At 40.9% G+C, this 19,599-nt stretch carries 16 protein-coding genes; 7 read left to right on the top strand and 9 right to left on the bottom strand.

Translation table 11 applies throughout. The features are described from left to right. Positions 1-114 precede the first annotated feature (114 nt). On the top strand, positions 115-3,258 hold the full coding sequence (locus Q0465_RS12975; RefSeq protein WP_298616792.1) for a DUF2723 domain-containing protein: 3,144 nt from the start codon (positions 115-117) through the stop codon (positions 3,256-3,258). A 76-nt stretch (positions 3,259-3,334) separates the two neighbouring features. Further along, positions 3,335-4,451, top strand: a protein-coding gene (prfB, locus tag Q0465_RS12970; protein ID WP_298616791.1) for a peptide chain release factor 2 whose coding sequence is annotated in 2 segments (ribosomal slippage) — positions 3,335-3,397 and positions 3,399-4,451 — 1,116 coding nt in all. Because the reading frame shifts where the segments join, the coding sequence is not laid out codon by codon here. A gap of 185 nt (positions 4,452-4,636) precedes the next feature. Here prfB and Q0465_RS12965 read toward each other — a convergent pair. The 7 genes from Q0465_RS12965 to Q0465_RS12935 form a co-directional block, all read right to left on the bottom strand. Then, positions 4,637-5,332 carry a DUF4163 domain-containing protein gene (locus tag Q0465_RS12965; protein ID WP_298616790.1) on the bottom strand — a complete coding sequence of 232 codons (696 nt, stop codon included), beginning with the start codon at positions 5,330-5,332 and terminating at the stop codon, positions 4,637-4,639. A gap of 44 nt (positions 5,333-5,376) precedes the next feature. Then, positions 5,377-5,946 carry a pyridoxal 5'-phosphate synthase glutaminase subunit PdxT gene (gene pdxT, locus Q0465_RS12960; protein ID WP_298616801.1) on the bottom strand — a complete coding sequence of 190 codons (570 nt, stop codon included), beginning with the start codon at positions 5,944-5,946 and terminating at the stop codon, positions 5,377-5,379. Positions 5,947-5,991: 45 nt separating this feature from the next. Next, entirely contained in the window at positions 5,992-6,861 is an 870-nt protein-coding gene (gene pdxS, locus Q0465_RS12955; RefSeq protein WP_298616789.1) for a pyridoxal 5'-phosphate synthase lyase subunit PdxS, read from the bottom strand. A gap of 424 nt (positions 6,862-7,285) precedes the next feature. Next, positions 7,286-8,434, bottom strand: a complete 1,149-nt coding sequence (gene galK / locus Q0465_RS12950; protein ID WP_298616788.1) for a galactokinase — start codon at positions 8,432-8,434, stop codon at positions 7,286-7,288. Between the two features lie 34 nt (positions 8,435-8,468). Beyond that, entirely contained in the window at positions 8,469-9,755 is a 1,287-nt protein-coding gene (locus tag Q0465_RS12945) for an MFS transporter (protein WP_298616787.1), read from the bottom strand. Positions 9,756-9,781: 26 nt separating this feature from the next. After that, positions 9,782-10,876 carry an aldose epimerase family protein gene (locus tag Q0465_RS12940; RefSeq protein WP_298616786.1) on the bottom strand — a complete coding sequence of 365 codons (1,095 nt, stop codon included), beginning with the start codon at positions 10,874-10,876 and terminating at the stop codon, positions 9,782-9,784. Positions 10,877-11,281: 405 nt separating this feature from the next. Next, positions 11,282-12,136, bottom strand: a complete 855-nt coding sequence (locus tag Q0465_RS12935; protein ID WP_298616785.1) for an AraC family transcriptional regulator — start codon at positions 12,134-12,136, stop codon at positions 11,282-11,284. A gap of 128 nt (positions 12,137-12,264) precedes the next feature. Here Q0465_RS12935 and Q0465_RS12930 point away from each other — a divergent pair, with 128 nt between their 5' ends. Then, positions 12,265-12,894, top strand: coding sequence for a nitroreductase family protein (locus tag Q0465_RS12930; protein ID WP_298616784.1), 630 nt, complete (start codon positions 12,265-12,267; stop codon positions 12,892-12,894). A 397-nt stretch (positions 12,895-13,291) separates the two neighbouring features. Here the strand turns inward: Q0465_RS12930 and Q0465_RS12925 are convergent, their stop codons facing one another. Continuing rightward, a complete protein-coding gene (locus Q0465_RS12925) occupies positions 13,292-14,161 on the bottom strand; it encodes an RNA polymerase sigma factor RpoD/SigA (protein WP_298616783.1) in 870 nt (289 codons plus the stop codon). A 246-nt stretch (positions 14,162-14,407) separates the two neighbouring features. On the opposite strand from Q0465_RS12925, the gene rpmH reads away from it, so the two are divergent. The 3 genes from rpmH (at position 14,408) to Q0465_RS12910 (ending at position 18,077) form a co-directional block, all read left to right on the top strand. Then, a complete protein-coding gene (gene rpmH, locus Q0465_RS12920) occupies positions 14,408-14,566 on the top strand; it encodes a 50S ribosomal protein L34 (RefSeq protein ID WP_298616782.1) in 159 nt (52 codons plus the stop codon). A 273-nt stretch (positions 14,567-14,839) separates the two neighbouring features. Beyond that, positions 14,840-15,604 (top strand): hypothetical protein, encoded by a 765-nt coding sequence (locus Q0465_RS12915; protein ID WP_298616781.1) that lies wholly within the window; start codon positions 14,840-14,842, stop codon positions 15,602-15,604. Between the two features lie 406 nt (positions 15,605-16,010). Then, positions 16,011-18,077 (top strand): helix-hairpin-helix domain-containing protein, encoded by a 2,067-nt coding sequence (locus Q0465_RS12910; protein WP_298616780.1) that lies wholly within the window; start codon positions 16,011-16,013, stop codon positions 18,075-18,077. 169 nt (positions 18,078-18,246) lie between these two features. On the opposite strand, the gene purE is transcribed toward Q0465_RS12910, so the two are convergent. Then, a complete protein-coding gene (purE, locus tag Q0465_RS12905) occupies positions 18,247-18,753 on the bottom strand; it encodes a 5-(carboxyamino)imidazole ribonucleotide mutase (RefSeq protein ID WP_298616779.1) in 507 nt (168 codons plus the stop codon). Between the two features lie 270 nt (positions 18,754-19,023). Between purE and Q0465_RS12900 the strand changes: the two genes are divergently transcribed. Beyond that, complete coding sequence (locus tag Q0465_RS12900; RefSeq protein WP_298616778.1) at positions 19,024-19,569, top strand: phosphoribosyltransferase; 546 nt, start codon at positions 19,024-19,026, stop codon at positions 19,567-19,569. Positions 19,570-19,599 lie beyond the last annotated feature (30 nt).

Genomic DNA, 19,599 nt, shown 5'->3' with positions numbered 1-19,599 from the left:
TCAAAATAATTATTTTCGTGCTTCGTAATTTTGGTATAAAGTTTTCAGGGAAAAACAATAAACTATTTTATGTAAGGGAAAACAATTTAAATTATAAAAATCAATTTCTTGCAAATGTATAAAATCAAAAATCATCCTCATTTAAGTTTTCAGCTCGTAAACAATATTACAGGCTGGATTACATTTGTCATCGCCAGCATCACCTATATACTCACAGTGGAACCGACTGCCAGCTTATGGGATTGCGGCGAATTTATCACGACATCTGTGGGTTTACAGGTAGGGCATCCTCCCGGAGCTCCCCTCTTTATGATTATATCCCGCTTATTCGCAATATTCGCACCCAGCCCGGAAAAACAGGCTGTAATGATCAATTACATGTCGGCCTTAGCTTCCGGTTTTACAATTCTTTTCCTTTTCTGGACAATCAGCCATTTAGCCCGGAAACTCATCCTGAAAAAGGGTGAAGAATGTACGTTGGGCCAATTATTAGCCATCATGGGAGCTGCTTTAGTCGGTGCGCTTACTTATACTTATACGGATACATTCTGGTTTTCTGCGGTTGAAGGAGAAGTATACGCCCTTTCTTCCCTATTCACGGCGGTTGTTTTCTGGGCCATACTGAAATGGGAAAATATTGCTTTCGAGCCTTATGCCAACCGTTGGCTGATTTTAATTGCTTACCTGATCGGGCTTTCCATAGGGGTACATCTGTTAAATTTACTGGCTATTCCGGCTATTGTATTTGTATATTATTTCAAAAAATATACCCCTACCCGGGAAGGAATTATTAAAACCGGAATTTTATCCTTTATCATATTGGGATTTGTCAATTTCCTACTCATCCCGGGGGTAGTGAAAATTGCCGGCTGGTTTGAGCTTTTGTTTGTAAACGGCTTAAAACTGCCTTTCAATACAGGAGTCATTATCTATGCTCTCTTATTGATCGGAGGGCTGATATTCGGTATCCGCTATACTTTGAAGAAACAAAAAACTGTTTTAAATACAATCTTCACCTGTTTTATCGTTATGATGATCGGGTATTCTTCCTATGCGATGGTGGTTATCCGCTCCATCAGCAACCCACCGATCGATGAAAACAGTCCTGACAACGTATTTGCCCTTTTGTCCTACCTGAACCGGGATCAATACGGAGAAAATCCCCTGATCTACGGCCAGTATTACAACGCTCCGCTGATCGCAATTGAAGACGGGGCTCCGGTATATTATCAAAACAAGGCAACCGGACAATACGACAAAATACGCCATCAAGCCAAATACAAATACGATAGCCGTTTTTGTACCATATTTCCTCGTATGTACAGTGGACAGCGGCCATATTTCGCCCAGGAATACGAAGCCTGGGGAGGAAAACCCAGCGGACCTGTATATTATGTAAATAACGAACCGATTCAAAGACCCAGTTTTATAAACAATTTAAGGTATTTCTTTTCCTATCAGTTAGGACATATGTACTGGCGGTATTTTATGTGGAATTTTTCCGGTCGCCAGAATGACATCCAGGGATTCGGAGACCTGCGCTACGGAAACTGGATCACAGGCATCAAATTCTTAGACGAATTACGGCTTGGGAACCAATCGGATATACCGGATACATTAAAAGCCGAAAAAGCCTTGAATAAATATTATATGTTGCCGTTCTTATTGGGCTTACTGGGCATGTTTTACCAGTACCGGAAAGGGAAAGGAGGTAAACAAGATTTCTGGGTAGTGATGTTGTTATTTATCATGACCGGCATTGCGATTATTATTTTCCTGAACCAAACGCCCCGGGAACCCCGGGAACGGGACTATGCTTATGCCGGTTCCTTCTACGCTTATACCATTTGGATTGGACTGGGGGCACTGGCATTATGGGAATTTGCAAAAAAATATATGAAACCGGCCGGTGCAGCAGTATTAGTTACAGCGGTCTGCCTGGTAGCCGTCCCCGTCAATATGGCCGCGCAAAACTGGGATGATCACAGCCGGAGCGGCAGATATGCCACAATCGCACATGCAAAGAACTACCTGAATTCCTGTGCTCCTAATGCCATTCTCTTCACTTATGGAGATAATGATACTTTCCCGCTATGGTACGCGCAGGAAGTAGAAGGAGTAAGAAGAGATATCCGAATTGTAAACCTGAGTCTTCTGGCGGGAGGTTGGTATATTGACCAAATAGCCCGTAAAGCGTACGAAGGAGATCCTGTACCGATTTCGCTGACCAACGAACAATACCACGACGGGGTAAGGGACTGGATTTATATACAGGAGCAAATCAAATCGGCTAATATGAAAGATGTAATGTCTTTTGTCGGCAGTGATAATATAAACACCAAACTCAAAACTTCTTCCGGAGAAATACTGGATTACATCCCTACCCGTAATGTATTTTTTACTGTCGATTCCGCTCAGGTGATTGCTAACGGGACGGTGAAAGAAAAAGACGCGGACAAAATCGTCAAACAGTTGAACATCGACCTGAAAGGAAGTGCATTGAATAAATCCCAGCTCATGGTATTAGACATTCTGGCCACCAACAACTGGAAGCGTCCGATATATTTCGGAATTGGCATGGGACCCGAAAGTTATATGGGATTTGAAAAATACTTCCAGTTGGAAGGCGCTGCCTACCGGGTAGTCCCTATCGAAACCAATCCGGAAAACTATTACGATTACGGCAGAATTGATGCTGACATATTGTATGACAATATCATGAATAAATTCGAATGGGGAAATATAAAGGACCCGAAAGTCAATATCGACTATTTTCATGACAATACGATAGCAGTCATGAAATACAGATACACGTTCTTACGTCTGGCAGAAACCTTATTTGAAGAAGGACAGAACGAAAAGGCTATTGCCGTTCTGGACAAGAGTCTGGAAGAAATTCCTTTGTATCAGGTCCCACCCGACAATAGTCTGTTAAATTATGTTCCTCTTTATTACAATTTAGGGCAGACGGAAAAAGCCAATGCTTTAGCGAAAGAACTGGCTATCAATAATTATCAGACGCTGAAATACATTCATTCCCTCTCGCCGGAAGATGCACAGAGGGGAGAAATTTTGCAAGATGAAAAACTCAGTATGAATGTAATCCGTTTCTTATTAGCTTATATTACCCAGGCAGGCCAGACAGAACTGGCGCAGGAAATAAGCAATATGGTGGAAAGCATTTATAATCCGACTGCTATACATCCTTACCGACCCGAAGGTCAAAAAAGTATAGATACCAGCCGGTCGCAATCCTAAAAAATGAACAAAAAGGAGAGGCCGTTAAATAAAAGACGGCCTTCTTCTTTTATTTAATATCAATTAAAATTATGCCATGATTACAACAGATCATATAAAAGAGTTAAAAGAACGTGGTGACGCTCTGAGGAGGTACCTTTGACGTCGACCACAAAAAAATCCAATTAGAAGAAACAGAATTACGCACCCAGGCCCCGGAATTCTGGAACAATCCCAAAGAGGCTGAAAGCGTAATGAAAACGGTACGGGAGCTTAAAAAATGGATCAATGGTTGTGAAGAGGTTTCCCGGGCCGTAGACGACCTGGAAGTTCTTTTTGATTTTGCCAAAGAGGAAGAAGCCACAGAAGAAGAAGTAGAAAAGCAGTACCTCTCGGCCCTCCATCTCATTGAAGACCTGGAGTTAAAAAATATGTTGCGCCAGGAAGCCGATTCGATGAGTTGTGTACTAAAAATCAATTCGGGAGCAGGCGGAACAGAAAGCCAGGACTGGGCTTCCATGTTGATGCGCATGTATATGCGCTGGGCAGAAGCCAATGAATATAAGGTTACGGTCAGTAACTTACAGGAAGGGGACGAAGCGGGTATAAAAACAGTAACCCTGGAAGTAGAAGGAGATTACGCCTATGGTTATCTGAAAGGGGAAAACGGAGTACATCGTCTGGTCAGGGTATCTCCTTTTAATGCCCAAGGGAAACGGATGACTTCTTTTGCCTCTGTATTTGTGACTCCCCTGGTCGACGACAGTATTGAAGTCGAGATCAATCAAGCGGATATCTCCTGGGATACATTCCGTTCCGGAGGGGCCGGGGGGCAAAATGTAAACAAAGTTGAAACCGGAGTGCGGTTGAGATACAATTATAAAGATCCGGACACGGGAGAAACAAAGGAAATCCTCATCGAAAATACAGAAACCCGTTCCCAATTGGACAACCGCCAGAATGCAATGCGCCTTTTACGTTCGATGTTATATGATATGGCCTTGCAGAGGAGATTGGCAGAACAACACAAGATAGAAAGTAACAAAAAGAAAATCGAATGGGGATCTCAGATTCGCAGCTATGTTTTCGACGACCGGCGGGTAAAAGATCACCGGACCAACTATCAAACGTCCAATGTACAAGCTGTAATGGACGGAGAGATCAATGATTTCATCAAGGCATACCTGATGGAATTCGGAGGCAGTGAAAATTAGAAAGTTGAGGACACTGATTACGACGGGTAGCGGAAGGCGGAACACGACTCAAACCGATGAAAAGAACGGACGTTTCAGACGACAATCATTTGTCAATTCTCTGTATTTCTTCTCACGAGTGAGTCGCCGGAAAAGCATTCTATCAGATAAATTATATTAAAAGGAGAGGTTTTACCACTCTCCTTTTATTTCTTTTCGTTTACCAAAATTCCGTTCAATTTATCCCGGGGAATATACACTTGTGCATATCCGCATGAATAGGGACCCAATACATATTGCGGATAAGTGAAACAAATCGATTCAGGGGTAATATTTACAGCTGTAAATCCATTGGTCAAAGTCGGTTTTTCGGTAAAGCATCCCCCTTCATTTTTGAAATTTTCAGCCAACAAGTTATTAATTTCGCGGGCCTGCCTAAAATCCAGCATTTCTTGGGGAGATACGAAAGCATGCTTTTTCATATTATAATTCAGTGCATAAAAATCCGTCATTCCATGGGCACCTCCTGTAAAAGAATAAGCTGACAAACGGATACTGATATAATCCTCATTGGCCAGGAATACGGTATCCCTCACATATAATTCATAAGGGAAAAGAGGACGGTCCATTGTATCTCTCCCGAAAGTGGCAAAAAAGGTATCAGCCTGCACTTTTATATTCTGTTGTAAACTATCGATCAGGGACTGAACTTTTGCATTCACAGCTTCACAGCCTTTCTCTGCTTCAGCATTTGCGGAGGAGAAGTAGGCTTTTTCAACATTAATATTCCATTTTTGTGTCTGATCGACATATTTATCTGTTTGGGTGTCAATTTTAACCTGTTGTTTACAACCTCCCAGAAGGCCCAGCAACCCGAATAGTATACAATAAATTGTTTTCATAATTTCTTTTTTAAAAAGGTTATACGTACCTTTTTCTGAAAAGTTTATTTCTGACACATATTTACAAAATACCGATGAAAAGATGAATCTTCCGTCAATTCCGGATGAAAAGAAGTAACCAGCATATTCTGCTGACGGGCAGCAACAATATTCCCATCCAGAAGACACATTACGTTTACCCCTTCCCCGACTTTTTCAATATAGGGGGCCCGTATAAAGACAAGAGGGATTGGGTTTTCGCTGAGCCCGGGAATAACTACCTGCGTATCAAAGCTATCAATTTGTGTCCCGTAAGCATTTCTTCTTACAGCTATATCCATAACGGCCAGGTGGGTTACCGAATCATTTACCAGCTCTTTTGCCAATAAAATCATCCCTGCACAAGTTCCCCATACGGGAAACCCGGCTTCAATTTTTTTACGCAAAGGTTCCATCATTCCCGTACGTATCAACAACTTACCAATCGTTGTACTTTCTCCTCCCGGTAAAATTAACCCATTCAGGTCCTCCAATTGTTCTATATAACGTACATCTACGGCTTCCTGCCCGAGCTTATGTATATGCTGTTCGTGTTCTAAAAAAGCTCCCTGAAATCCTAATATACCAATTTTCATATTCAAAATCCTGTCATTAAAAAAAGAGTGCCGAAGCACTCTTTTTTACCATCCTCTTTCAGCGTATTTATCTTCAAGTGTTTTTATTTCCAAACCCGACATAGCTTCTCCCAAGTTTTCGGAAAGTTCAGCCAGTTTCACCGGATCATTAAAATACGTAACCGCCTGTACAATAGCCCTCGCTCTCTTCTCCGGATCACCTGATTTGAAAATACCGGACCCTACAAATACTCCTTCAGATCCCAATTGCATCATTAAAGCAGCATCTGCAGGAGTAGCTATACCACCAGCAGCAAAATTAACGACAGGCAATTTTCCATTTTCATGGACATACTTTATCAACTCATAAGGTGCTCCGAATTCTTTTGCCAGACTCATCAGTTCTTCTGCCGGAGCATTTTTTACCCTCCGCATTTCATCCGTAATCTGACGCATGTGGGTTACAGCCTCTACGACATTTCCCGTACCGGCTTCACCTTTCGTACGGATCATAGCAGCCCCTTCTCCAATACGTCTCAATGCTTCTCCCAGATTTCTGGCACCGCAGACAAAAGGTACTTTAAAAGCCGTTTTCTCTACGTGATAAAGCTCATCAGCAGGAGTCAAAACTTCACTCTCATCGATAAAATCGATACCAATCGCTTCCAATATCTGAGCTTCTACAAAATGTCCGATTCTTACTTTAGCCATCACCGGAATAGAAACCGCTTTCTGTATTTCTTTAATCATTTGTGGATCTGACATTCTGGCTACGCCTCCATCCCGGCGAATATCAGCCGGAACCCGTTCCAGAGCCATTACAGCACATGCCCCTGCCGCTTCGGCAATTTTTGCCTGTTCTGCATTTGTAACATCCATAATCACCCCTCCTTTTAACATCTGAGCGAGGTTTTTGTTCAATTCATACTTTCCCATGAGGTTATATTTTAATAAAATTAATATATAAACAGTAGCAAAGTCCGTCAATCATAAATAACAGACTTTCCTTTAAAATCAAATGCTCATCTGCCCTTTAAAATCAATCTAAACCTATTCTACGAAATTTTTACCCCGCTCTGATTTTAGCCCGGAACAGTTTTAAGATCAAAATACTTTGCTCTTTTTTACTTACACATTGTAAGATAAAAGTACTTAAATCCCAAAAATTGTTCACAAAGATATGAATTTACTTTAAGAAAAAAGAGAAAAGAAAGAAAAGTACGAAGTAAAGTGAAAAGAATTTATTAACAAAAAAAGGGGTTCTTATATTATTACTGTTCCCCAGCTACTTCCAGTAACCGGGGGAACAATATGAGCTTAACAGGAGAATTTATTTAAAATATTTTCTCCCCTCACGAATTCAATTTAACCTACGGGCTCCATCGCTGATTTTTACCGGATATATCTTCGGTTCCTTCCCGAATTTTTCCTTAAACTTAGCAATAGCCGTTTCGATAAAATGATCGTATTTGTCTTCGGGCACCAGGTTGATGGTACATCCTCCAAATCCGCCACCCATAATACGGGAACCAGTAACCCCGCATTCTTTGGCAACATCGTTCAGGAAATCCAATTCTACCGTACTCACTTCATACAATTTACTCATCCCCTGATGAGTAGCATATACATTTTTCCCCACTGTTTCGTAATCTCCTTCTTTCAAAGCTTCACAAGTGTCTACCAAACGCTGATTTTCCTGAATAGCATAAGTCGCACGCATATAATCTTCCTCGCTGATTTTGGTTTTCACCTCTTCCAGCATTTGCAGATCAGCATCTCCCAATAGTTTTACATGAGGATGATTTACGGCAATGGCTGCCGCTGCCCTTTCACAGGATTGACGGCGCTTATTGTAAGGAGAATCAACCAACTCGTGTTTTGTAACAGAATCAACCAGAACAACCTTATAACCCTTCGGATTAAAAGGCACATATTCATATTCCATGGTACTGCAGTCCAAGCGGATTAAATTTCCTTCTTTTCCGAAAATTGAAGCAAACTGGTCCATAATCCCACAATTTACACCACAATAATTATGCTCTGTCTTCTGCCCAATCAATACGAGTTCTTTTTTATCGAAACTGCAGTTGAATAATTCATTCAGCGCAAAACCGAAGGTACTTTCCAAAGCGGCAGAAGAAGAAAGCCCTGCTCCCAGAGGGACATCTCCTGAAAATACCGTATCAAAACCTCCCAGTCTCGCTCCCCTTTTCTGCATTTCGCGGCATACGCCAAAAATATAATGGGCCCAGGAAGCTGCCGGTTTATCTTCTTCGTTTAATCCGAATTCAGCATAGTCTTGTAAATCCAAAGCATAGGCCCTGACTTTATCGGTACCATTCGGTTTGATCTCAGCTAAAATTCCCTTATCGATAGCCCCAGGAAGCACACAGCCTCCGTTATAATCGGTATGTTCTCCAATCAGGTTAATCCGTCCCGGAGAAAAATATAACAAACCTTCTGTATTGAATTTTTCTTTAAATGTCTTTCTTACTGCTGCTGTGTCCATAATTTTATTTTTTCTTTAGTGTTATCAAATTTTATCATTCTACCGGAATATCCTTGTTTACATTCTTCGAACCGATTAATGCATAATACAACAGATATACCAAAGCCCCGAATATTACCCAATAACTGGTCATATAAGAAGTTTTGTCGGCAACGAACCCTTGTAGCAAAGGCAATAATCCGCCTCCACATACCATTACCATGAAAATACCAGAAGCCGCTTCCGTAAATTTACCCAAGCCTTCTACTGCCAGGTTAAAAATACCACCCCACATCACAGAGGTACATAAACCGCATAATACCAGAAACATAATACTCATCGGAATTTCTGCCATGCCAAAAGAAATATCTGCCTGGAATACCGGCATTTTTACGGTATAGGAGATCGGAATAAAGATGGCAATCAATGTCAAAACAATTCCTAAAATTGAAACAAAAGTAAGCATCGCCTTACTGGAAACCTTCGCACCAATGGAAGCCCCAATCAAACGGCCTACCAGCATCAGGAACCAATAGGTACCCACTACAGATCCGGCTGTCGTCGTATTTATACCCAAACCACCTTCTGCCGCACTACCTGTCATAAAAGGATTTATAAACATCTGAATACCCACTTCCACACCTACGTACAAAAAGATAGCTATCGCTCCCAAAACGAAGTGCCGAAAAGATAAAGCACTGTGTTCGCTCTTCTTTGCCACTTTTTCTCCAACCATCTGCCGGGGTTCCGGAATTTTCACCATTGAAAGTACAATGAAAGCTAAAGCAAAAATCCCCATAGCCAGGAATAAGGCCGGATTCGCATCCTGAATTGTAGCCTTCTCTACATTACTGCCGATCAGATATCCTACCAATACAGGTACAATAGTGGCATTCAAAGAATTAAAAGATCCTCCGACCTGTATCAACTGGTTTCCTTTATTTCCACCACCTCCCAATGTATTCAACATCGGATTGACAACCGTATTCAACATACACATGGAAAAACCGGCAACAAAAGCTCCGATCAGGTAAATAACAAAACTTCCGGCAATTCCTGAAACATATTGAATCCCAACACCGACAAAACCTACTACAATAGCAGCCAATGCTGTCTTTTTGTAACCGATTCTCTGCAACAGGATTCCGGCCGGAATTCCCATAAAAGCATAAGCGATAAAATTTGCCGCATAACCCAATGATGCCATAAAATTAGAAGCACCAAACTGGCTTTTAACAATTACGCCCATCGGATTCTGTAAACCCGTTACAAAAGAGATCATACCAAAGAGTAAGATCATCATCAAAATAGGCAAGGTGTAATTTTTCTTCTCTTGAATCATGATTTTTAATTTAGATATTAATGATATTATTTTTCCACACCGAATTTATAAATGCACTTTTGAGTATATATTTCACCCGGGCGTAACACGACCGACGGGAAATGAGGCTTATTCGGACTATCGGGGAAATGCTGTGTTTCCAAACAAATGGCACTCCGTTCCGGATAAGTAGCCCCATATTTCCCTTCAAAACCTCCCAGCCAATTGCCTGTATAAAGTTGAACACCCGGCTCAGTTGTATAGACTTCCAGCGTACGTCCGCTCTTCGGATCGACGACTTTGGCAGCAAAAGAAAGCTCTCGGGCTTCTCTTTTATTCAAAACATAACAATGATCATAACCTTTTCCAAAAACCAATTGCTCAAAAGGTTCCTCTATACGTTCCCCGATTACATGCGGTGTACGGAAATCCATAGGGGTCCCGGCTACTGCAGCAATTTCTCCCGTAGGAATGGAAACCTTATCCATAGGCGTATAATAATCAGCATTAATGGTCAACAGTTGATCGCAGATTGCAGGGGTCGGGTTCGCATTACCTGCTAAATTAAAAAAAGAATGCTGGGTCAGGTTGATTATCGTTTTTTTATCCGTCATAGCCTGATAGGAGATCTCTAAAGCATTGTCGTTACTCAGGTGATAAATCACTTCTACCGACAAATTTCCGGGAAATCCTTCTTCTCCGTCCACCGATAAATAATTCAACTTTAACGTTTGCGCATTCAGTTGTTCTGCATCCCAAACGACTGCGTTGAAACCGTTCAACCCACCGTGGAGTGTATTCGGACCATTATTGACGGCCAAAGTATACTCCCTTCCCTCTAAAGTAAATTTTCCATTAGCAATCCGGTTCCCGTAGCGGCCCACCAAAGACCCCAAATAAGGCTCAGGGGTCTGCCGGTAATCCTGTAAACTGCCATGCCCTAATACAACATCGGCATATTCGCCATTTTTATCCGGAACCATTACCGCTACGACAAAACCGCCGTAATTCGTTACAGCGATCTCTACTCCATTTTTATTTTTTAAAATGAACAAGTGAGTAACTTTACCGTTCACTTCCGCCTGAAAAGCTTTGGGATCCAACTTTATCAAGCCATCCGACAAAGAATTGTTGTGTGTCATTATCTCAAATTTTAAATAGTATCCATTTCCCGACATATATGTATCCCTTGTGTCGTGCAGCATAATCTCCTTTCCCTCCTTTTAACCGACGACACAATGTATATTTCTTAACACATTTACATATCCTTGCAAAAATAATCCGTTTTTAAAGAATAACAAATAAAAAAGAAACCTTTCGACCTCTTTAAATCAATATTATTCCATAAATCTCTCTTTTTCTCAAAAGCATAGTGGCAATAAACGGCAAAGACTGATAGGCGGCAATGGTAGCAATTATAAACGCGGTAATAACCTCCGGGCCGGCCCCGGTGCCTCCTCCGGCAGAAAATTCTAATAAATTTTATATACAGGACGTAAGAGTATTAATAGCCTATTACTGCATAAGGTGCATATCAAAGGAAGCAACTATCTAAATCTCTTTCGATACCTGGACGGAGATATCCCCATACAGCTGGTGAACACCCGCACAAAATGGGGCAAATCGTTGAACCCGACCATATAGCATATTTCCGACACCTGTTTCTGCGAATGTTTCAGCAGTCCGCAAGCGGTGTTCAACCGATACCCGGTGACGAACTGCGAAAAGGTCATTCCCTTGCACCGCTTGAAATAAGAGCAGAACGCTGAACGGTTCATGCCCACTTCAGCAGCAATGTCGTCTAAAGGGATGGTATGGACGTAATGCGCCATAACGTATGCGCAGATCTGCTGCATACGCCTCACATCCCGCTCGATACGTACCGGCTTGCCGGCAAAAGTATGGTCCGATGAAGTAAAAATAATGGGCAGCAAGCGAAACATCGCGCTCAAGCGGCCCAATTCGTCCATGCCGTTCATTTCAGATAGTATTTTACGAATAATACGGGAACTTTCCGGCCCGAATTTCAGCGCATCGGCCGGGAACAGGATACCAGCCAATCGGTTCCGCAATTCGGGAAATACCTCCATGCACCGTTCCACCAGCGAATGACTGAAAGCCACCATCAGATAACGGATACACCCGTCGGTATCCGCCGAATCCGGTGCATACTCCCAGCGGTGGAACATGGAGGGAGGTATCAATGCTACATCGCCTGCCGCAAAAGGCTGTAACGTATCGCCCGCCATCCGGTTTCCGCATCCGTGTACGACATAATACAATTCCCACGCCTCGTGTCTGTGCAGTTTTGCTTCAATGGCGGTTCCGACCCGTTGGTCTATATAGAAAAACGAATGATTCTCCACTTCAGGTAATTCATAAGGAATAGCAGTGTCTTCCATAAAAAAAGCTCAATTTATTGAATTGCAAATATACGACAAATATATAAGACAATAACACAAATGCACAACAACAACAGGGTGTAACTTTGTAACTGAAAACCAGAAGTATAACTTAAAAACGTATTGTTATGGATTTCTATGAAGTATTAGAGAAAAGAAGAACCATCCGTGATTTTTCCGATAAGGAAGTCCCGGACGAAGTGTTGGAAAAGATTTTGTCCGCTGCTTTCAAAGCTCCGACCAACGACCATTTGCGCCAGTTTGAGTTCATTGTGGTAAGAGGAAAGGAAAATATCTCACCCATCATCTCACCCGTGGCGGGAAATACCAAAAATATTCAGCAGGCAGGGCTTGAAGCTGCTGCAAATGAAATGGACAAGGACGAACACGCCATGTTCGTCAGCGCCCTACCCAAACAACAACGGATGCTCCTCCAGAGCAACTGTCTTGTCCTGCCGTTTTTCCGGCAAAAGGATTACCCGCTATGCAAACCGGCAGATCAAAGTTCACTGAACTATTTTGCTTCCGCATGGGCTGCGGTTGAGAATATGTTACTGGCAGCGACAGCGGAGGGGCTGGCATGTGCGTTCCGCATCCCCATAGGTAACGAACCGGGACACGTAAAGCAGCTCGTCCATGCGCCCGAAGAATACGAATTCACCTGCTTCCTCGCCATCGGTTACCCGGCTGAAAATGCACACATCTGCAAGCAAAAAGAGATTCGGACAGAGGATAGAATTCATAAGAATGTTTGGTAGTTATGGTAAAAATAGGAACGTCAGCCACCCCGATTTCTCCGACGAGATTCGGGAAAAATTCAATCTGTATAAGCAAGACGACGATAAAAAAGAAATAAACCGACAATGTGAATAATAATGCGGACGGGTTCCCCCCGTCCGCATTTTCTGTAATTTATAATTCCTGTTTTTGCAACCTCCGAAAAAAGCGTAACAATCGCACAGAGGTGTTGGGAATACATGCAAAACGTGACAAGCCAGAACAATTGTACTTTTGTCAAAACATAAACCTTCTTATTTCAAAGTCATATTTTATGGCTTATCTTCCATAACTTATTTCTATCCGGCAATTTTTGCGAAAAAAATGATTTATTTTCCCCCTGGGATCTTAAAATAAAAAGCAATAAATATTTAAAAATTACAAATATGTTTTCAACCGTTTTACACAACGGGCTTCTTTCAATTTTCGGATAGCTTTTGATTTTACCTGCCGTACCCGTTCGCTTGTCAGAGCTAATTTCGCTCCGATTTCTTCCAAAGACATTGCAATATAACCGTTTAATCCATAATACATGCTGACTATGGTTGCCTCTCTTTCAGTCAGTACAGATAAAGAACGCTCAATGTCTTTTTTCAAAGAATCATGATTTAGCCCAGCTTCCGGTGCAGCCATGACATTTTCGGCAGGGATGTAAATATCGTACAAATTAATGGATTCCTCTCCCGACGCCAATGGAGCATCCATTGAAATCGGTTTATTCGCAATCTTCATATTTTCCTTCACATCCTCCGGGGAAATATCCATTTTTTCAGCAATTTCTTCTGCCGTAGGTTCCCGCTGATATTCCTGCTCCAATAAAGTATAATATTTATTTACTTTATTTATCGTACTGATTTTATTTAAAGGTAAACGAATCAGACGGGCATTCTCAGCAATAGCCTGTAATATCGACTGACGAATCCACCACACGGCATAAGAAATAAATTTAAACCCTTTAGTTTCATCAAAACATTCAGCAGCTTTAATCAGCCCCAAATTTCCCTCATTTATCAGGTCCCCTAAAGTTAAACCATGATTCTGATACTGTTTTGCTACAGATACGACGAAACGTAAATTACTCAATACTAATCGTTCCCGAGCTTCACGGCTTCCTTTTTTGATCTGCTTGGCCAAACGTGCCTCTTCATCCGGATTCAACACATGAATCTTCCCAATCTCTTGTAAATATTTTTCTATAGCATAAGATTCACGTCCTGTTATCTGCTTCGTTATTTTAAGTTGTCTCATAGCTGTACATTCTGTTTAATTAATAAATTTACTCACGAGAAACAGAATTACTGTCCGGGATATCAATAATCACGGTGTATACGAAAAAAGAAGTAAAAAGTTTCAAAAAAATGATTGCAAAAAAACCATCAGGATCCAATCGGAGAAATTTAGTCCTGAAAAAAAGTTTCTTTTCTTTGGAGTAATTAAAAAATTCCATACTTTTGCAATCCAAAGTTTGAAAATAATATCCAAAAAATAAGTGCAATGAAACGTACATTTCAACCATCCAACAGAAAGAAAAGAAACAAACATGGTTTCAGAGAGAGAATGTCTACGGCAGGCGGCAGAGCTGTTTTAGCCAAAAGAAGAGCTAAAGGAAGAAAAAAATTAACGATTTCCGATGAACACAGACATAAGGCATAATCCTTATGAAAGAATATAAAGCTGTCTCCGGACAGCTTTTTTTCTCTATACGAACGGCTCTCCTTTCTTTCCTTATTGGTTCAGCGTCCGGTAACTTATAGTAGCAAGGACGAATCAGGCAAACGAAAATTTGCCTAAACTTTCCTGAAATAAAACGGGGAAAAGATAAAAAATCAAAATAATTAAAGAAACGGCTCACTCTTAAAAAGGTTTCTCGTATTTTACCAGAATCAAAAAGTATGCTATTTTTATTACCACATAAATAATTTAATTTTGTGGTACGAACTTTTAGAGAAAGGGATGGATAAAAAACTAGAAAAAAAATGGGAAAATATCAGCGAGTTGCTGTCACAAGTAGGATCGAATTTAAATATTCTGGAAGAAGAAGTCGATATTAAAGTCCAAAAAGAATATTTTAATCTGGCAAAAATGTTATCTACAAATGCCAGTAAATATCAAATACTCTGTACACAATACCTGGAGCAAATAAATGACTTATACGACGAGACTTTACCGTTGGATAAGAAAAAGGAAATGCTGGTGATACTGGCTACTCTCGACGACGTTTCCGTATACCGGGCTATCGAATCCTTCTCCAAGTCAGACGGCCCTTTACAAAAATGGGCAATCATCGCCTTACAGCAATCCCGTATGTTAATACAATCCGGACTGTTGGATGATCCGGGCATTTTTATCTCGACAGGTCTGGGAGGACAAGGTTCCCTATTGCGTTATTTCTGTGTTTTCCTCCATCGTACAGACGAAAAATTAGAAGAGTTCCAGCAAAGGATTGTCCGGGATGAAATTGAGACAGCCCTCTCACCACTCAAAGGAATAATCGAACAAATTGATTTCTTTGAAAGTTACTCTACCTCCATACTTCTACTGCCTTTGAACACCGACTTGAAAAAAACCTTTGAAACGATCATTAATGAATGTAACCTGTACGGAAATTTTTTACACGAAAATATGATCATTACCAACGTAAAAAAATTGTCCGAACAAGAAATCCTGACGATATTACATAAAAAAGATTAATTGACTTTTCCTTCCTCTACGCGCTTAGCCATAACAAATCTCCGGAATTATCCCCTTCCTTTTCGCACTCCTGTTCTATTTTAGTTCTGCTTTTCCACCACACTTATTATTAAATTTCGTAAATTTGAGATTAGGAAACTCTTACAGCAGATCAGGACAGAAAGAGGCAAACGGCGTAGTAAATTTTTTAGTTTTCTGTTCTCATTTAAAAAGTCGTGGCTGTATACAATAATCCGGGAATCTGTATTCCCCTTTAATAAAAATATTCGTATTTAGTATTTCTTTCCCAAGACTCCGGTCCTGTGCGCTCAAAGACATTTGTACAAAGGCAAATGTATCCGTTCTCCCTCAGTTTTAAGCTGAAAATTGAATTGAGTTATTTTACCGTTGATAAATCTGCAATCCGATGAAAGCTTTTTTATTCTCCTTACTTTGTCTCTTCTGCCCCCTGTTATCACTTCTTGCCCAGGATTTATCAGATATAGAAAAATTACTGGAATCGAACGATATTCTCCGTTCAGAAGACGGATACGAAGAAATGGTTTATACCCTGGTACAACTCCGGAACGGCCCTTTAAACCTCAATACGGCCAGTTTTGATTCTTTGAAAATGTTGTTTTTTCTTTCAGACAGCCAAATCGACCGTATTCTCCGTTTCCGCAAAAAATACGGGGTATTTCTTTCCCCAAACGAATTATTACTGGTAGGAGGTATCGGGAAAAAAGACCTGGAAAACATTTCTCCTTTTATTTCCCTGGGAGAAGCAACCGTCAGAAAGCGTTTACAAGCCATCCGGCAAAACACCTCCCAGGAAATACTGGCTAAAATCCATTCAACCTTTCCCTTTCAGGAAGGTTACAAATCATATCCCCCCTCTGCATTTAAAAGTGAAACCCAATACGTAAAAAAACAAGCGTCTCGTTTCAGAGGTATCCCGTGGGGAACACTTGTAAAATATAAAATCAGAACAGGAGATCACTGGCAAGCCGGACTGACTCTGGAAAACGATCCGGGAGAAGCTTATTTCACCAGATATCAAAAGGCAGGATTCGACTTTCTTTCAGCCCATATCTGTGTTACAACCTCCCATTTTTTTCGAAAAATTATTCTGGGAGATTACCGGATCCAATGGGGACAAGGACTTACCGCCTGGAGCGGATTTTCTTCCGGGAAATCGTCCATCGCCCTGGGAAATGAAAAATCCGGAAAAGGTGTTATTCCTTACACTTCTACAGACGAAAACAATTTTTTAAGGGGAATCGCCTGCTCCCTGCAACCATTGCAATCACTTCAAACAGATTTATTTTTTTCGTTAAAAAAAACAGATGGAAATATTGCCGACTTAAGCCATACCGAAAATGAAGATATACTGACCGCATCTCTGTATGAATCCGGCTACCACAGAAACCTCACCGAAAATAAAAAAAAACATCAACTAAAAGAATGGACTACCGGTCTGTCCCTTCACTGGAATAATATTGCCTTCCGTACGGGAGTGAACGTCCTGTATTATAATTTTCAACCTCCCTTCACGAGAGGGAAACAAGTCTATCAGCAATTTAACGATAAGGGGAAAAACCGCTTTTTAGCCAGCATAGATTATAAAACAAACTTCAGAAATATCTATTTCTTCGGAGAAACAGCCTTTTCTGACCAACAGGCATGGGCAACTGTAAACGGATTGCGTTTCAATCTGTACAGGAATGCTTCAATGTGTGTGATATACAGACGTTATGACAAAAATTACACCTCCCGTTATGCGCAAGGATTCGGAGAATATTCCACTACTTCTAACGAAGAAGGCTTCTATGCCGGTCTGGACATTTCACCCCTTAAAAATCTGAAAATCAATACTTATTTCGATTGGTTCCGCTATTTTAGTCCTCGCTATAATGCCTATGTTCCGGATGAGGGACAGGAATTCTTATTCGACTTAAATTATATACATTCCGACTTTGAACATTCTTTCCGTTTCAAAACGGAGCGGAAACCCGAAAATTTAAAATATACCGGAATCTATACCGTTTTAAGAATAAAAAATGAAATCCGGTATCAGCTGGTTTACAGGCCTCGCAAAAAACTCGAATTGCAGACACGAATCGATTTAACTTTTTACCACAAGGCTTCTTCCCGGGAAAAAGGTTATCTGGTCCATCAGGACATTACTTTTACTTCCGGAAAAGAGAAATTTAAATCCCAGTTCCGCCTAGCTTATTTTGATACCGAATCGTATAACAGCCGTATTTACAGTTATGAAAATAATGTACTCTATGGTTATTCTTTCCCTGCTTACTACGGAAGGGGATTCCGCACTTATCTGAATCTGAACTGGAAACCCCATCGGATGCTGACAGTTTATTTAAAAACCGGATTTACTTATTATCCGGATTGGGATACAATCAGCTCATCCGTAACCCGGGTGGAAGATAATAAACTGTTTGACCTGGCAATGCAGATCCGTATCCATCTGTGATCTTCAAAAGGATAAATTTTCCGATAAACAGACGCCTCCTGCACATTCGTCGGAAAAACCGCCGTGCTGACGGATAAACCTCAAGTTCTCCTTTCAGCACAGCGGTTATCAATTTCTGTGAGGAAGTATTAAAAAGACTGCTTTCGCCCCTCCCTTCAGCGGTTCAAAATCAATTGGTCTTAAAAGCATACTCCACCTGAGCCAATTCTTTATTCGCATCTACAATTTTCTTTTTCAGCGATTCCTTGTAAGAAAGGATTTTTTCTTTCAATTTTCCATCTTCCACCGCTAAGATCTGTGCAGCTAAAATACCAGCATTCATAGCTCCGTTGATAGCAACTGTAGCAACAGGGATACCCGGAGGCATCTGAACAATAGCTAATAGCGCATCCATACCTTCTATGGAAGATTTTATCGGCACACCGATAACAGGAAGCGGAGTCATCGCTGCAATGACTCCCGGCAAATGAGCTGCCATTCCGGCTCCCGCAATAATTACCTGAATCCCTCTTTTCGCAGCATTTTTGGCAAAATTTTCTACCTCTGCAGGGGTTCTGTGAGCAGATAGGGCATTCATTTCAAAAGGAATACAAAAACTGTTCAAAACTTCGGCCGCCTTTTCCATTACCGGCAAATCCGAAGTACTTCCCATAATAATACTAACTTTTGGTGTCATTATTCTCAGATTTTAAATATGATCTTTTTACGTTTCTCTGCCTTTCATCCTCTTCCCTATCCTGATAGTAACCTTCTGCCTTATTTTCAGGACATGTTTCACTCCCTTCCGTCAAAGACAAGAGTAAAGCGGTAATTCCGTGCTTCACAACAATGTAAACGTTATTTCTGATCTTTCTGCCGAAATATACCGTAAAAACATTACTTTTGCACAAAGTAAATAAAAAAAAACAAATCTAAGGTTCCAACAAGAGATAAACAGCATACAGCGATGAAAAAAGTAAAATTACACGACAAAGAATTTGAACTGCTCATTGATGCGGCAACAATCGATCAGGCCATTGCTAAAGTTGCAGATAAAATAAACAGTGATCTGAAAGATACACAACCGTTGTTTCTCAGTATACTGAACGGTTCGTTTATGTTTACTTCCGACCTTTTAAAACAAATTACTGTACCGGGAACCGAAATTTGTTTTATGAAAATTGCTTCCTATGCAGGAACTTCATCTACAGGGAAAATTAAAGAATTGATCGGGTGTAATGTAAATCTGGCTGGCCGGACGATTGTCATACTGGAAGATATGATCGATTCCGGCAGGTCTATGACTTACTTAATCGAATATCTTCAAGAAAAAAGGCCGAAGGCCATTAAAATAGCCACCATGTTTTATAAACCGAAAGCCCTGACCTACGATATAAAAGTGGATTATTGTGCCCTGGAACTTGAAAACGATTTTGTCGTAGGAAGAGGTCTGGATTATGACGGTCTGGGACGCAATTATCCGGATTTATACATTTTAAGTAATCCGGAATAAAACCGGCGCAAAAAACAAAAAACTTTACCG

Source organism: uncultured Odoribacter sp., assembly GCF_937966165.1.
Classification (GTDB): domain Bacteria; phylum Bacteroidota; class Bacteroidia; order Bacteroidales; family Marinifilaceae; genus Culturomica.
This window is presented reverse-complemented; position numbering and strand designations above follow the sequence as displayed.